At 31.9% G+C, this 15,055-nt stretch carries 22 protein-coding genes; 13 read left to right on the plus strand and 9 right to left on the minus strand.

Features of this window, described 5'->3' with window-relative positions; translation table 11 throughout:
* Position 1: 1 nt before the first annotated feature.
* The 13 genes from DR020_RS12100 (at position 2) to DR020_RS12155 (ending at position 11,352) form a co-directional block, all read left to right on the plus strand.
* A complete protein-coding gene (locus DR020_RS12100; protein WP_112366125.1) occupies positions 2-331 on the plus strand; it encodes a hypothetical protein in 330 nt (109 codons plus the stop codon).
* A gap of 310 nt (positions 332-641) precedes the next feature.
* A complete protein-coding gene (locus tag DR020_RS12105; protein ID WP_112366126.1) occupies positions 642-3,992 on the plus strand; it encodes a hypothetical protein in 3,351 nt (1,116 codons plus the stop codon).
* Positions 3,993-4,001: 9 nt separating this feature from the next.
* Positions 4,002-4,898, plus strand: a complete 897-nt coding sequence (locus DR020_RS12110; protein WP_112366127.1) for a phage distal tail protein — start codon at positions 4,002-4,004, stop codon at positions 4,896-4,898.
* Positions 4,898-6,073 carry a siphovirus ReqiPepy6 Gp37-like family protein gene (locus DR020_RS12115; protein WP_112366128.1) on the plus strand — a complete coding sequence of 392 codons (1,176 nt, stop codon included), beginning with the start codon at positions 4,898-4,900 and terminating at the stop codon, positions 6,071-6,073. The genes DR020_RS12110 and DR020_RS12115 overlap by 1 nt, the downstream gene beginning before the upstream one ends.
* A gap of 65 nt (positions 6,074-6,138) precedes the next feature.
* Positions 6,139-7,077 carry a hypothetical protein gene (locus DR020_RS12120; protein WP_112366129.1) on the plus strand — a complete coding sequence of 313 codons (939 nt, stop codon included), beginning with the start codon at positions 6,139-6,141 and terminating at the stop codon, positions 7,075-7,077.
* Positions 7,078-7,089: 12 nt separating this feature from the next.
* The gene (locus DR020_RS12125) at positions 7,090-7,422 is read left to right on the plus strand and encodes a hypothetical protein (RefSeq protein ID WP_112366130.1); all 333 of its coding nucleotides are present in this window, start codon (positions 7,090-7,092) and stop codon (positions 7,420-7,422) included.
* A complete protein-coding gene (locus DR020_RS12345) occupies positions 7,409-9,418 on the plus strand; it encodes an NlpC/P60 family protein (protein ID WP_160110490.1) in 2,010 nt (669 codons plus the stop codon). Before DR020_RS12125 ends, DR020_RS12345 begins: the two co-directional genes overlap by 14 nt.
* A 16-nt stretch (positions 9,419-9,434) precedes the next feature.
* Positions 9,435-9,557, plus strand: coding sequence for an XkdX family protein (locus tag DR020_RS12350; RefSeq protein ID WP_160110491.1), 123 nt, complete (start codon positions 9,435-9,437; stop codon positions 9,555-9,557).
* 11 nt (positions 9,558-9,568) lie between these two features.
* Positions 9,569-9,763: a hemolysin XhlA family protein gene (locus DR020_RS12140; protein WP_112366132.1), complete on the plus strand. Its 195-nt coding sequence runs from the start codon at positions 9,569-9,571 to the stop codon at positions 9,761-9,763.
* 10 nt (positions 9,764-9,773) lie between these two features.
* A complete protein-coding gene (locus tag DR020_RS12145; protein ID WP_112366133.1) occupies positions 9,774-10,571 on the plus strand; it encodes a glycoside hydrolase family protein in 798 nt (265 codons plus the stop codon).
* Between the two features lie 13 nt (positions 10,572-10,584).
* The gene (locus DR020_RS12150) at positions 10,585-10,830 is read left to right on the plus strand and encodes a hypothetical protein (RefSeq protein ID WP_112366134.1); all 246 of its coding nucleotides are present in this window, start codon (positions 10,585-10,587) and stop codon (positions 10,828-10,830) included.
* Between the two features lie 62 nt (positions 10,831-10,892).
* A complete protein-coding gene (locus DR020_RS12355) occupies positions 10,893-11,054 on the plus strand; it encodes a hypothetical protein (protein WP_160110484.1) in 162 nt (53 codons plus the stop codon).
* A gap of 91 nt (positions 11,055-11,145) precedes the next feature.
* Positions 11,146-11,352, plus strand: coding sequence for a helix-turn-helix domain-containing protein (locus DR020_RS12155; protein ID WP_112366090.1), 207 nt, complete (start codon positions 11,146-11,148; stop codon positions 11,350-11,352).
* A gap of 42 nt (positions 11,353-11,394) precedes the next feature.
* Here the strand turns inward: DR020_RS12155 and DR020_RS12160 are convergent, their stop codons facing one another.
* From DR020_RS12160 to DR020_RS12365, 9 genes are all read right to left on the minus strand, one after another.
* Positions 11,395-11,577 carry a hypothetical protein gene (locus DR020_RS12160; RefSeq protein ID WP_112366135.1) on the minus strand — a complete coding sequence of 61 codons (183 nt, stop codon included), beginning with the start codon at positions 11,575-11,577 and terminating at the stop codon, positions 11,395-11,397.
* A 225-nt stretch (positions 11,578-11,802) separates the two neighbouring features.
* Positions 11,803-12,327 carry an ImmA/IrrE family metallo-endopeptidase gene (locus DR020_RS12165; protein WP_112366136.1) on the minus strand — a complete coding sequence of 175 codons (525 nt, stop codon included), beginning with the start codon at positions 12,325-12,327 and terminating at the stop codon, positions 11,803-11,805.
* Between the two features lie 71 nt (positions 12,328-12,398).
* Entirely contained in the window at positions 12,399-12,548 is a 150-nt protein-coding gene (locus DR020_RS12360) for a hypothetical protein (protein ID WP_160110485.1), read from the minus strand.
* Positions 12,549-12,731: 183 nt separating this feature from the next.
* Positions 12,732-13,112 carry a nucleotidyl transferase family protein gene (locus DR020_RS12170; protein WP_146739596.1) on the minus strand — a complete coding sequence of 127 codons (381 nt, stop codon included), beginning with the start codon at positions 13,110-13,112 and terminating at the stop codon, positions 12,732-12,734.
* Between the two features lie 72 nt (positions 13,113-13,184).
* Complete coding sequence (locus DR020_RS12175) at positions 13,185-13,331, minus strand: flavoprotein (RefSeq protein WP_112366094.1); 147 nt, start codon at positions 13,329-13,331, stop codon at positions 13,185-13,187.
* Complete coding sequence (locus tag DR020_RS12180; RefSeq protein ID WP_112366095.1) at positions 13,331-14,101, minus strand: ATP-binding protein; 771 nt, start codon at positions 14,099-14,101, stop codon at positions 13,331-13,333. Before DR020_RS12180 ends, DR020_RS12175 begins: the two co-directional genes overlap by 1 nt.
* On the minus strand, positions 14,034-14,510 hold the full coding sequence (locus tag DR020_RS12690; RefSeq protein WP_321523644.1) for a hypothetical protein: 477 nt from the start codon (positions 14,508-14,510) through the stop codon (positions 14,034-14,036). Before DR020_RS12690 ends, DR020_RS12180 begins: the two co-directional genes overlap by 68 nt.
* Before the next feature lie 5 nt (positions 14,511-14,515).
* Positions 14,516-14,866, minus strand: coding sequence for a phage replisome organizer N-terminal domain-containing protein (locus DR020_RS12695; RefSeq protein ID WP_112366137.1), 351 nt, complete (start codon positions 14,864-14,866; stop codon positions 14,516-14,518).
* Positions 14,867-14,875: 9 nt separating this feature from the next.
* The coding region (locus DR020_RS12365; protein ID WP_160110492.1) for a hypothetical protein at positions 14,876-15,055 on the minus strand (180 nt) is incomplete at its 5' end.

Consider the following 15,055-nt stretch of genomic DNA (forward strand, 5'->3'; position numbering starts at 1 on the left):
AATGTTAAATCTTATAGAAAATAATTTTGTAGAAAATGAGGAAATAATTTTACCAAATAAGGACAGGATAACACTTCCACCTTTAACTTTAGCTTTAACTTTAAAGTATCAAAATTCTTTAATCAAGTTTAAAAATATTAAGAATCCTACACAAGAACAAGCCCTTAAAATAAATAAAACTGTATTAGGATTAATTATAGAATGGTTAAATACTAATATCGAAGAAAAAGAAATAAGCATGAAATTTATAGAAGAAAACTTTAATTCTAAGCAATTAACAGCCTTAATTGAATATTTTGGAAACATAATCACAGATACTGAAAAAAAGTAGGTTTCCCAATCCCTAATAATGCGCTTGGTAAGGCAATTACTAGGCGTTATTTTGAGGGTGAACCTTGGGAACAAGATGATAGTTTTAAAGCCTATACAAGTACATATAAACTTATAGCCGATTATACAGGACTTAACTTTACCGAAATTAACAAATTGTATTATTACGAGTTTCTTGTCTATAGGAGAGATTCATGGTTACACCATATGAAATCGAGTGAAAAAGGACAAGAAATATTAAAAAATATCCATGATTTACAAATAACTATTCCAACAGAAGAAACTATAAAAGCATTTGGAGGTGATTACTAATGGCAGAGGAAGGAAGCTTAGAACTTGCGCCTTTAAGGGCAAAGGTAGTATTAGATTTAACACAGTTCGACGAGGGCATGGAGCAGATTATTGATAAAACAGATGAGCTAAAAGATGTTAAGGTTCCAGTAAAAATAAACCTTAATAACAATCCCGAGGAGTTAGAAGAAGTAACCGAAGAAATTAAAGAAACAGCCCAACAAACAGCAGAAAGCTTTTTTGATATACTCAACGAAGCTGAACAAGCCGACCAAGAAATTTTAGAGTTAGGCAATAATTTTGAAGTTGTAGGAGAAAAGGTTGAAGAAGTTGTTCAATATACAGAAACAATGAAGGAAAGCATTGCAGAATTAGAGCAACAAGTAGCTGAAGTTGATGGACATGATTTTATTATTAACTATAATGGGGAACAAATCCATGCAATGGCTCAAGATATGGAGGAATTAACAAATGCTACTCATGTTTATCAAGATGCTTTAGCAAGATTAACTTCGGAGCAAGGAGAATTTGATGAAAGATTAAACTTAGATTATTACACTTTAGAAGAATTTGAAACAGAAATAAAAGCAAGTACAGAAGTTTTGCAAGGCATGATTGAGAAAAGTAGAGGTTTAAATATAGATTTATCCGAATCTCAGGAAGCCTTACAAGATAATATTCCATTATGGGAAGACTTAACAGAGCAACAACAAGCAGAATTTAAAAGTGTAGGAGAATTAGAATATAACCTCCAAGCCCTACAAGCTAGATTTTTGGAAGTTTCCAATGCTATTGGTAATCTAGGAGATGCTATGGAAACAGCAACAGCTAAGCAACAACAATTTAATAATGCTGTAGAAAATTCCCAAAATGATGTATCTGAATATAATGCAGATGCTATGGAATATATTGAAGCGTATGCACAACAAATAGAAACTGTAGAAGAATCTACAAAAGCCAATAATAATAATAGAAAGTCCTTAACAGCTTCACAAGAAGCTATGAATGAATATAAAGAAAAGTTAATAGAAACATACCAAGCTCTTGAGAGAGAGGGGGTTAGGGTTAAAAAACTACAAACTTTATATAAAGATTTAACCAGTACCCAAAGGGAAGGAGTTAACCAATTTAAAAACGATACGGAAGCGTTAGAAAATAATATTAATAGAGTTGTTGAAAGTTATAATAAATTAAATAAAGCTGGTAAATTAGATGCACAAGCAAATGAGGAATTAAAAGATACAATAGACGAACTTGTTTCCGCATCTTCCCGATTACAAGAATCGTTAATGTTAGACCAAGCTAATTTTAATCGTACCCAAATAACTGCGCAAGAAACAGGAAGAGAATTTAATAGTGTAACAGATAAAGCGGAAGTTGCTAGTGAGAAAACTGGAATAATGTCTAGCAATATAAAAAGCTATGGTGAATCTTGGTGGACTACTGCAACCATGGCTATGACGTCTATACAAATGATAACTTCCTCCATGGGAGAATTATTAAATACTGGAGCAGAGGTTGAATTATCAGGTATTGGTTTAACAGAAACCTTTGGTAAACAAGGAGCGGAAGCGATTCAAAATTTTACTCAAAACGCCAATGATGCTAATTTAACTTTACAAGAAGTGTTACCAACAGCCCAAACATTAGGGTTAGCCTTACGCCAATATGGTGGAACTAAAACACAAATAGCGAGTGTAACTACGCAAATAATGAATATGGCTAACCAATTGCAATTAGCTACTGGTGGGGCTGTATCCTTTTCCGAAGGTGCTGATGCAATTAGACAAGAGTTAGCTGGACAATCCTATGCTTTAAAATCCCTAGGAATTAATTTATCTAATACATTATTAAACCAAACAGCGTTAAATAGCCAATGGCATACATCTTATAATAAATTAGATTCTTACCAACAAGCAGTTATAAAAGTAGATGCACTCCAAGGACAATTGAATAAAACCTTTGGAACAACATCTACATATTTAAAAAGCCAAGCAGGGCAATACGAAAAAAACATAGCAGAATTTAAAAACAATATGGCTAAATTAGGAGAGGATTTACTTCCTTTAGCGAATGCTATCTTACCATCTATTTTAAAAATAGTAGAAAAAATAGTAAGTGTAGTAGATAAAATAAAATCTAACCAGTGGCTAGTTAATAAAATAGAATGGTTGGCTAAAGTAGGAATAAAATTAGTGGAAATTGGAGTTACAATAGCTATTTTAACAAAAAGTGTAGTTACATTTATTGAGGTTTGGGAAAGATTACCCGTAGTTAAAAATATAATTTTAAGAGTCATAAGTTCTATGGACCCTATGGGTTTAGTTATTCTAGGTATTATTGCATCTGTTGTACTACTGTACGAAGCTTGGAAACATAACTGGTTTAACATTCGAGGAATTACTAAAAAAGCAGTCGACGGAATCGAGTATTATTGGGGACGTTGTAAAGCTGATACAGTAATGATTTGGAATGGAATAATGACAGGACTACGTAATACATGGAGGCTTTTATCTAGCGAAGCTAAGCAACAATTCAATGAAGTAATTAATAAAATAAAATATTATTGGGGGCGTTGTAAGGCTGATACTTTAATGATATGGAATGGGATAAAAAATGGATTAGTCCAAACATGGCGAACATTAACAAGTGAAGCCAGTGAGCAATGGAATATGGTAGTAAATAAGATTAAGTATTATTGTGGGAGATGTAAAGCTGACACCTTAATGATTTGGAATGGAATCGTTACTGGTATTATACAAACTATTACCATTTTAAAAGATGAAGCTATCCAACAATGGAATTCTATATATTACGGTATTAGGCAAGTAGTAGAGGAAATTAAAGCAAATGTTATTAATGATTGGGAGAGCTTAAAATATGGGGTTTTAGAGGTTATAGAAACCTTAGAAAACATAATTGAATCAATTTGGAATAACATATATTCATTTTCTGTTAATGCAGTACAAGATACTGTATCCACTGTAATTGAAGAATTTGAAGCACTCTATGATGATGTAGTTAATATCTTCGATGATATTTGGAACACTATTTCGAGCATTTGGAATGATATTACTAGTAAGTTAGGTTCGGTTGGTGGAATGATAAATAATGCAACAGGTGGTTTATTTATGTCTATGCCGACTGGATTTACTAGTTTACCAACTGTAAATAATTTTAGTACAACAAATATAACTAATACTACATCTACTAATTTATCAACTCTATCAACTCAACCAGATACTTCACCTATAGAAAGTATTCCTACAATTGGAGAATTACATATACACAGCCCTCAAACTTTAGACCCTTTAGAAACTTATAATCAAATGCAACAATGGTCAATTAATATGGCAAATGGACTATACTAGGAGGTAATAATGCTTAAAACTTTAACATTAATTAATACAACTAATAATATACAATTTACATTCGATAATTGTAATTTTATTCTTACAAATTATGTGTTCGACAATGTAAACATGAGCCACACAACCAGTAAAACTACTAAACAAGTAGGGTCTACTGTAACAGCTACAAATGTAGCTTCGAGAAACTTAATAATAACTGGAACAGTTACAGGAGGAACAAAAGAATGTTTAGAAGTAAATAAACAAACCTTATTAAACATTACAGCTCCGTTTTCTAATGTAAATGTACAGGCAGAAACAACCGAACAAATTTACCAAATTACAACTAAATGTAATTCTATTGTTACATGGGGTAAGAATTGGAGTTCTAGAAACAAGATGTTTGTTAACTTTACAATTTCTTTACTCGCTCCAAATACTTTATGGACAGATATTATTCCTACAACTGTATCGTTCGAGGGATTTAAGGATTCTTTTACCTTCCCTTTCTATAGCACTTCAAATCACCCGCTTATATTTGGCTATCCAGTTGCTTATAAACCTATACAACTTGTTAACCATGGGAATACTAACATCGGTTTAACGTTTACTTTTACATTTCAAGATACAGTTCAAGGTTTTAGTATCCATAATACAGTAACTCAAGAACAGTTCGCTTTAAAATCTACAAAAGTATTAAATCCTGGGGATACTTTAGTTATTTGTACCAGCTATGGGGAAAAATCTGTTATTATAAGTAATTCTAATACCTCCAGTAGTGCTTTAAGTTCTGTGGATTTAATAAATTCCTCTTGGTTGGAGTTACAACCAGGGAATAACGAATTTAGTTTATCCTGTAGTTCGGGTAATCTTGGACAAGTAACAGGATATATAACATATACAAATGAATATTGGGGGGTTATATAATGGCTAATATAATGGATTTAAATTCACCTTTTGCTACTTCTACTAATAAATTATATTTAGCAGTTTGGAGCTTAAATAATTATAATAAATATGAATTAATTGGGCAGATAGACGAAATAGAAAGCTTACTAATTGTGTATAAATATGTTAGTGTATCTACTTTTACATTAACTGTTCCTTATACACCTGCGGTATCGAGTTATTTACAAGTTGATTATATGCTTACTATACATAGCCCCGAAACGCTAGGGGTAGAAAATACAGAACCTTTTATAATAACAACTAAAAAGTTGGAGGAAAGTAATGGCGTAGTAACATTACAAGTATCGGGTAAAAATCCATTATTTTGGCTTAGCAAGCGTATGTGTTTACTACCTAACTATGGATTTACAGATACTACACCCGAGGTTATAGCTAAAACTTATGTAGCAAATAACTGTGCACAATATGCTCCTACCCAAAGGCAATATCCTAATTTAACAACTGCACCAGTACAAGGCTTAGGCGCTCCTATAACTTTTACTAATACGGAAGACTATCCAACTATACTAGAGGTGTGCGAAACTGTTTTAAATGCCCGTAACTTAGGGCAAAACGTAACATTTAATCTAAGTACCCAAACATTCCAATACAATGTCTTTGGAGGAGCGGATAGAACTATAAACCAAAGCCAAAATTCTGCTGTTGTTTTTTCTCCTAACCTTAATAATTTACAATCCCAAAGCTATACGCATAGTATTTCTAATTTTGCCAATGTAGTATATGTGTATGGACAAATTGGAGATACAACCGAAACAGTAATTGTAGGAGAAGCTAGTGGTTTTAACCGCTATGAAACCAGTACAAGTGGAACATTAGAACAAGGCTCTACAGTTAAGTTAACTAAAAGCAATTATGTAGATGTATTTACTATAATAGGAGAAAACACTCTTATAACACAAGCAGAAACTAAGAACTTAATAGGAACTATACAATTAAGTTCGGACTTCCAGTTAAACATAGATTTTAGTTTAGGAGATTCTGTAACCTATCTTAATAACGAATGGGGAGTTAAAGAAAATGTTATGATAAGAGAATTGCGCTTACAGTATTCTACAAATGGCTTTATAGCACAAGCTAGTTTAGGTTATCCACTTCCAACTTTAGAGGATAAACTAGGTGTTACTTTAAGTTAATTTAATATATTTTATGCCTTTTTTTACTATTATAATTTAAATATAAATTTAAAAGGAGGGAAAAGATGGCTTATAAAGGTGGTTTTTTTAATGCTAAAGCAGTTGGGGGAGGATATGCTCCAACATATAACGCTTCGGATTTTAGTTCTTTTTTTAGTGGATTTATCGCTAATGGTGTATTCCCAAATGCCACTAATTCGGCAATGCAAGTTACACCAGGTAATGGATTATCCGTAAATGTAAATCTAGGAATTGCAGTAATAAATGGTAGATGGCTTAATAACTATAATTCTAGTAATGTTAGCTTAGCTAGTGCAGATTCTAATTATTCCCGTATAGATAACATAGTAGTAGAGCTAAACATGGCTAATCCTAGCATTACATTAACAGCAGTTACTGGTACGCCTTCCAGTAGTCCTACAGCACCCGACTTAATTAGCAATAGCACAGTTACACAATTATGTTTAGCGACCGTTCTAGTGCCAGCAAACGCTAATTCCGTAACCAGTAATAATATTACAGATACCCGTTCTAATCCACAATTATGTGGGTGGGCTAGTGCAAGTGCAGGCGAAAGCACACAATTAAATGCAATTTTAACAGACTTAAATAAAATTTATAATATAGTTTCTAAAGGAGTTCCAGTTTTTAGTACTACACAATACCCAAGTTCTATAAACCCTAGCATTATGGGGGATCTAGTTAATTGGAATGTAACAACTGGGGAAAATGGCGGATTAAAAATCTATGCAACAGAATTAATTTTACAAAGTGGACAGATACAAGTTATAACCTTTCCTACCGCTTTTAATAAATATTGCTATCCAGTAATAACTCCAAGTGGAGTGCAAGCGAACGATGGGTGTTGGGAATTGCCAAGTTCCACTAATACCACCCCTTTCGGTAATACAGCTTGTATTCCTGGCTGTTCTAACAGCCAAATAAAAGTATTTAACCCTTGGGGATTAACAGGCTCATTTTTTCTTGTAGTTGTAGGAGAATAGGAGGTAAAGATCATGAATTTATTTGCTACATATAATCCGACAGATTATAGTCTTACTGGATTTTATATAAACCAACCATTAAATAATTTTGTAGTTTTAACTGTAGAAACAAGGGATTACATAATACAAAACGAATTGAATCACCAAGTTTTTTTTCAAAACATTACGCCAGGTATGTTAATTACACAAGCTAATATATTATTAAAAGAGTGCGAAATACTAGAAAACACTAGAACCAATCCTAGTACAGATTTCAGTACATTACACGCACAAGTTAATTTATTAGCGACACAAGTTTTAACTTTAACTTTAGCTTTAAAGGAAGTTAACAATGCCCCAAACTAATAATAATGCTATTTTAACTAGCGAATGTTTACAGGAAACAATAAAACTTGCAGAATTATTTAATATTTTTAATGTAAACCAACCTTATACTAATCCTAATAGTTCTAATAATTCGGGTTCTTCCAATACTCCTTCTGTATCCCATAATTCTACTCCATCGCAAAACTCAGGCAAAAAGTATGTATTTAATTCTAATATGCAAACAGCCCAAACCTTAAGCCAAACAGGGTGGGAAATATACGCTTTAGGAGATAATTCTAATTTAAGTTTAAGCTTAAATAATGGCTCGTTATTAGTCACAGAAATTAGTTCGGGAGATATTATCTCGGGTGGAACTCCAACCGATACTGTTGCGTCCATATATAATATAAACGATATTTCTTTAGTAGCAGATACGGAATATTATTTCGAGATCACTTTAAACTCCTCCGAAAAAAGAACTTTAACAGCTTATTTATTAGAGCCTGGCGGAGGGTGGAATGTTGTGTCAAGTATGCAAACCATAGCTGTCCAAGAAGGAGAACAGACTTTAAGCACTAAGTTTACTCCTAACGCTAATGTTACCTGTCAAATGTACATTAGCTTTGCTACAGATTGGAATACAACATACAATAATACAACTGTTAGCATTTCGAATGCCTGTGTGTATTCGCAACCTGTTACTTCTAATAATTCCAACTCCAATTCCTCTAGTTCATCAAGTTCACATTCTAGATCTTCGAAGAATAATTCTAGTGTTACAGCTAACGAAATTATTGCTTATGCGAAAACATTCTTAGGCGATCCATATGTTTGGGGAGGCACATCTCCAAATGGATTTGATTGTAGTGGATTTGTGCAATACGTATTTAAGCATTTTGGGATTTACTTGGAAAGAACAACATACCAACAGGTTACACAAGGTACTGCTGTTCCATTAAACGATATGCAACCAGGAGATTTAGTTTTTGAAATTGGTTCTGCTACAGCACCCGACCACGTTGGTATTTATTTAGGAAATAACCAAATAATAAATGCCGAAGACCCACAACATGGCGTATGTATTTCTAGCACCTACGAAGTGGTTGCGTGTAGGAATGTGTTAAGTCTAGGGCAAGTTAATACCTCTAGCTATACGACTTATACAGTACAACCAGGAGATACTTTAAGTGGTATTGCAGAAAAGTATGGAGTAACAGTTCAACAGTTGCAACAATGGAATGATATTACTAATCCTAATGTAATAGATGTTGGACAAATAATAAAAATTTATAATGTTGGGAATGGTTCAAGCTCTTCAGGTACTACTAATAGTAATCCCCAAACATCTAGCCAAACTCAGCCATCGGATACCCAAGGAACGGTAACTACAGGTATGTATGGAAGCATTGTATCCCAAGGGGCATGTAATATTTATTCTAGCCCGAGTGATAGTAGTATTATTGGGAGTTTACAGGTAGGACAAAGATTTTATATTTCCTCCATAGAAGGTAATTTCTACGGTATTTCCAAACCCATGAATGGTTATATACCTGTAAATCAGACCTATGTTCAAACTTCTCCTATTACGACATTTTCCAATAACTTAATTAATTTTACAGCATCTTGGGAGGGCTTTTCTGCAACTCCATATCAAGATGGTGGAGGTAACTGGACAGTTGGATATGGACATTGTACTTATGGATTTAAGCCTGCCCCCGAAACACAAGCCTACGCTTGGCAACAGCTTAAAGACACATTACAAGGTTTATCCGACCAACTGGCTTATAAATACCCTTATTTAAATCTCGCACAATGGGAGTTTGATGCAATAATAGATTTTAGCTTTAATTTAGGATTTCCTAGTTTTGAGGAATCCGATTTATTGCAAGATATACAAACTTGCCAATCCACAGGCTATATAGAGGGCGATTTTACAGCATGGGATCATATAGGCTACCAAGTGTCTAATGGCTTATTTAGGCGTAGAACAGCAGAATACCAAATGTTTCTATGGCGTGAATATAATAACAATTAAAAAAGGAGGTGATTTAATGGAGTTCCAATTTTTAAAAATGTTTTATGATGTTGGAGTATTTACAAAAGTACAAATACAAGAATGCCTACAAAAAGGCTTAATAACTCAACAACAATACCAAGAAATTATTAACAGTTAGGAGGTAGAGCCATGGAGGAAACTCTGCATGACCACGAAAAGCGTATCTCGGAGTTGGAAAAAACTTCGATACGAACAGAAGAACGCCATAATAATCTAATGGAAAAATTAGATAATTTAACAGGGATTTTAAAGTGGGTGGGCATAACTTCGGCTGGGGCAATGGTGAGTATTTTTATATTTGTAATACAACAAAATTTAAAATAGAGGTGATCACATGAGAATAAAAAATTTAAATTTAGCAATATGCAAAGATGATAAAACAGGAGAATTTTACTTTAATGTAGATATTCCTGTAGATCCTAAAACTACTAACATAGAAACTGTAAAACCCGAACCAGTAACTCCAGTAGAACAATGTATCTATAACTATGGTGTTACTAATGCTTCTAATGTAGGACTAAATGTAAGACAAGCCCCTAATGTAAATTCTCCCGTTATAGGAGGACTACAAACTGGACGCAGATTTAAGATTGTATCTAAGGTGGATAATTGGTATCAAATCAGCGAACCGTTTAATGGATATATAGATGCAGATTTTACCCAAGTTAGTCCAGATATAACAACAGTTTCGCAAAAATTAGTGGAATTTACAGCTAGCTACGAAGGTTTTAGTCCTACAGCGTACCAAGATGCAGGCGGAAATTGGACAATAGGTTACGGATTCTGCTATTACAATAACAAGCCTAATTTTACCCTAACCGAAACCCAAGCCAAAACAATTTTAGAAAACAAATTGAATGAAGTAGCCTTACAAATTACTCCTTTAACCCAAGGATTAAATTTAAACCAAAATGAATTTGATTCTCTTGTCGATTTTGCTTACAACCTTGGTGTCGATGCTCTTAAAAATTCCGATTTACTTGCAAATATAAAAACTTGCGATAATAACGCGATTATAACAGCCGATTTTACAGCATGGGATCATTGCGATGGAGTCGTCTTACCTGGGTTGCAAAAACGTAGAGAAAACGAAGCAATATTATTCTTAACAGGCGAATATATAAATAATTAGGAGGCATACGTAAATGGATACTAATTACATAACATTAGGTGTAGCAGTAGTAGGCTTTGTGTCTACTCTACTTACCCATAAATACCATATAAATTTACATTCCAAGAAACTAGAATCTATAGAAAAAGATTTATCTAATGTATTAACAGCAGTAAATAAAATAACAGATATTACAGACCCAAAGCTTTCTCCTATTGTTAAAGATGCTAATACCATTTTAGAAACAGTAGAACAGGAAGAATCCCCAAGGTTAGGCTAATAATTTAATATATTTAATGCCCAATTACCATTATATAATAAAATTAGAAAGGGGGTGTTACTATGGCTATCGGAAGAAGAAAAAGAAAAAGAACGTCCAGAACTCACGCTTATGCGTATGGTTATGTAAGAAAAAGAACTACACATAGAAAAAGAAGAGCTAAAAAATCTACTTCTAAAAAGAAAAAATTAGAAGTACATGTACATCTTAAACATCATTATTAAAAAAGAGAACCTCCATATACTGGAGGTCTTTTTATTGTTACCACTACTTGTAATATGCTATAATTAATATAAGAATATACGAGGTGTGAACATGAAAAAACTACAACTTTTAAGAATAAAAGAACGCTTAACAATAACACAATTAGGGGAAAAAACAGGAATTAGTCCATCCTATTTAAGCCAATTGGAAAGAGGTAAAAAAAGCAATCCAAGCTTACCAGTCTTAAATACTTTAGCAAAAGAATTTAAAGTACCAGTTACAGTCTTGTTTTGCGATTTTGCAGATATACATATATAAAAAAAGTGGGGTTAATCCCCACTTAATTTCTTATAAGCTACTTTATTTAAACTTTTTCTTTCCATGTTTCCATTTTCTTTCTAGCCAACTTAATTTATCTAAATTTCTCAATCTTATCATTTCCGTAAAGAATAGTAATGTTGGTTCAAAAATAGGATTTTTTTCTTCTTTTCTAATTTCTCTTTTTAATCTTTTTTTCTCTTTTAGATAATAACGTTTTTTCATACTCGCACGCTCCTTTTTTTCACCTTTCTTTATTTTGTCCACAACCAATCTAACAATCTTAAATAGTCTTCAAATTCTGTTTGTGTTAATTCCTCTATATCCTTCTTTCCCATTCCAAATTCTTCTTCTGTTTCCCTTATATATTCTCGATATGTTTGTTCGTTAGAACCACTTCATTTCATTTTCTGCTAACTCATCTGAAATTGAGAGTTCTTTATTATTTAGTTAAGTCCATAGCTTTAATGTTTTCCCTCGTGCATTAACAACTTCTATCGACACATCAAATTCATCAGATATATTTTTTAAATTATAATAGTTATCTTCAATATTTTCATTTGCAACTTTTATAAATTCTGATTTTGGCATTAAAAATGCTCCCGCAAATTCATTTGCTTCAGATTCATACTCAGTATAAGGTATATTTGTATTTCTAGCATGACTTGTTCCTATTTCTATATTATTCCATTTTTCTTCATCTAGGTAATTCATATGAAGAAATAAATGACCTAATTCATGTGCTATTGAAAATCTTATCCTTTGATAGTTGGAAACATCTGATAGAGATATTTCGAAATTATCATCTGAGGATTTTGTTATAGTAACTTCATTAAAACTGGAATAATCTTTTATTATATTTCCATTTAAATCTTTTACAATAGTTTCAATATTAAATTTATTTTTTGTAATATTTAAAAGAACTCTAATTTCTTCGGCAATATTATTTATTATATCTCTTTTTTTATGGTTCATAGGATACTCTCCAATTCCAATATATCTTCTTTTAAATCGTCAAAAACTTTCCATCTTTTCATTTTCTTCACCTACCCTAACAACAAATGTGCATTTTCCATTATTCTTACATACTCTTTTCTATGTTCATTCATACCACCATTTTCTTCTATTCTTTGCAGTAAATCCTCTAGAGTCATTCCGCTTTTACAACCTATATTACACTTTATAATATTGTTCATATCTTTATAAACTGTTATTAACCTATTTTCGCATTGGATATACAAAATGTTTTTAAAATTTTCATAAACCTTACCAAGATGCGTTCCTTTTTTTATTTCTATCTCTCCATTTATTTAAATACGACTATTACAGCTATCACAAAGGCAATTCCTAAAGTAATTATCCAAAAAATATTAAGTTGTTTATCTGTCATAATTTTCTCCTTTAAGTTCTTTACACATTTTTTTCCAATCATTTAATTCATCTCTTAAAAAATATATTTTAGTTACTAATTCCCTATTATCTTTTTCTAACTCTTCTTTTGTCTGTTTTGCCTTTATTGCCCAATTAACTAGACTTTCATATTTTTCTTCTAATTCATCAAGTTCGGAATCTTTTAATATTAGCTCATCTTCTAATTCCTCGATTCTCTCCATTAAATCGTCCACACAAGGCTTTTTATAAGCTTGTCTATATTTATCATGTACGAAGATAATTTCTTCCTCAGAAAGGGGGATAACCTCCTTTCCGTTTACTTGTATGCTAAACAAATGTCCTTGTTGTAATAAATCAAAATTAACCATTTTTTTATTCCTCCTTAAAATTTCTATAATCTTATCTTTTTTTATTCCTGTTATCGTTACCATTTATATTACCTACTTCTCTACTTCCCATCTTTGTATATATAACAAGTTTCCTAAGTCTTCTATTATGTAGTTACCAGTTAAACTTTTTGTAATTTTCATTTTCTGTTTAAACGTTTTATATGGGATTACTTCTATTATTTTTAACAACTTATTCATCACATAAACTCTCTTAATCTGTAATTACAATCTTCCTTAAAAACCACTCCAAATCTTTTACCACAGCACTCTAAAATACGCCCTCCAAGTGCTTCATCGAGCTGTATTAATAGGTGTGGAGTACACTCCGTACTTATTAAAGTTGGTAAGTAGTTAAGGTATCTATAATTTAATATTTCGTAAATGTATTTCAGATCAGATTCTTTTAATTCTCCTATTAATTTTCCACTTCTAATCTTATCCTTAAATAAATCATCGATTATAAGCACTCTAGCACCCTTGTAGCGATTGATTAATTTATTATAGTGTTCTATATCTAATACACTACTTTTCAACTCTCTAATGGCTTCTAAATAGGGCATATACACAACAGGAATTTTTTTATCTAATAATGCTTTACCAATAGCAGTTATAATATGTGTCTTGCCAGCCCCACTTTGTCCCATAACGCAGAACCCATTACCTCTATTTTTTTCTATACTATTAAAACTTTTAATATAATCAATAGCTTTATCCCTAGCTTGTCTAGTTATATCATTATAAGATTCATACTCTTTTAGCATTTTCAGATCTTTTGGATTTACACCAAAGTTTGTCCAAAGTCTATTTACATAATCTAATTCAGCACATTCACAACGCTTGTATCTGCCATTGTGTTCCACAAAACCAGTATCACTACATTTATTACACTTGTACACTTGTTTAGAAGCAAGAGAAGTCGTATTTTGGCTTTGCGCTTGTTCTATTATCTTTTTTAATATTCCTTGCATTAGTTCCATCTTCCTTATCTGTATAATTTCCTTCTAGCACCTTAATAAAATTACTGGGTTTTATAAGCCAATCGAAAGTAATAGTCCAATTTTTATTATTTTGCCCTTTTAAGAAACTACTTTCTTTTATATAGTTTATAGCTTGTAATACTCCATCTATTCCATAATCTTTTATTCTTGCATTTAACAACTTTAATCTAGTATTTTGTATAGATTTTATAGTAGATAAGTTAAGATTGTTCCAGGCTATAACTATACATTCCAAATGTTTTGGAATAAGTGCAACTTTAGTTGTACTAACCTCTATCTCTATATCTTTCTCTATATCTTTCTCTTTCTCTATCTCTTTCTCTATCTCTGTATGGACATTTTTTGGATTAATGTTGGACAGTAATTGGACATTGTCCAATTTTTTTAATTCTCTTCTTTTTTCTTATATTTAGCCCACTTAGTCTCACTTCCTACCATTTGTTCTAATTGGGTTATATAAATTTCCCCATTATCAAGAATCTGTATTAATCCTATTTTCTTAAATAACTCCATTGCTACAGTTACAGTATCTATATCTGTTTTAGTTATCTCACCTAATTTCTTAACATCATAGGGAATTAAAATTTGTCCAACATTTCTAATTAATATTCCATTAGTTTTTAAAGATTTAAGGCATAACTTTAAATAAAATAAGCAATATTCTTTACCATTAGTTTGTTCTTCTAACCATGCCAAGGTATCTTCTTCAAAAAAATCTTCTTTAAGTTTTACCAATAATATTTTTTATCTCCCATTAATTAGCACTCCCTTCAACAGTTGGCTGACAATCCTTGCATAATTTATGTTTGCATATTTTCCAAGACTTAACGCTATATCTCTAGTTATTTGTTTTCCACACTTTTCACAAAAATGTTTTTGTCCTCTATCATCATCAGAGTCTTTTGTATCATCTATGGCAAATAT

Source organism: Sarcina ventriculi, from assembly GCF_900456775.1.
GTDB lineage: Bacteria > Bacillota > Clostridia > Clostridiales > Clostridiaceae > Sarcina > Sarcina ventriculi.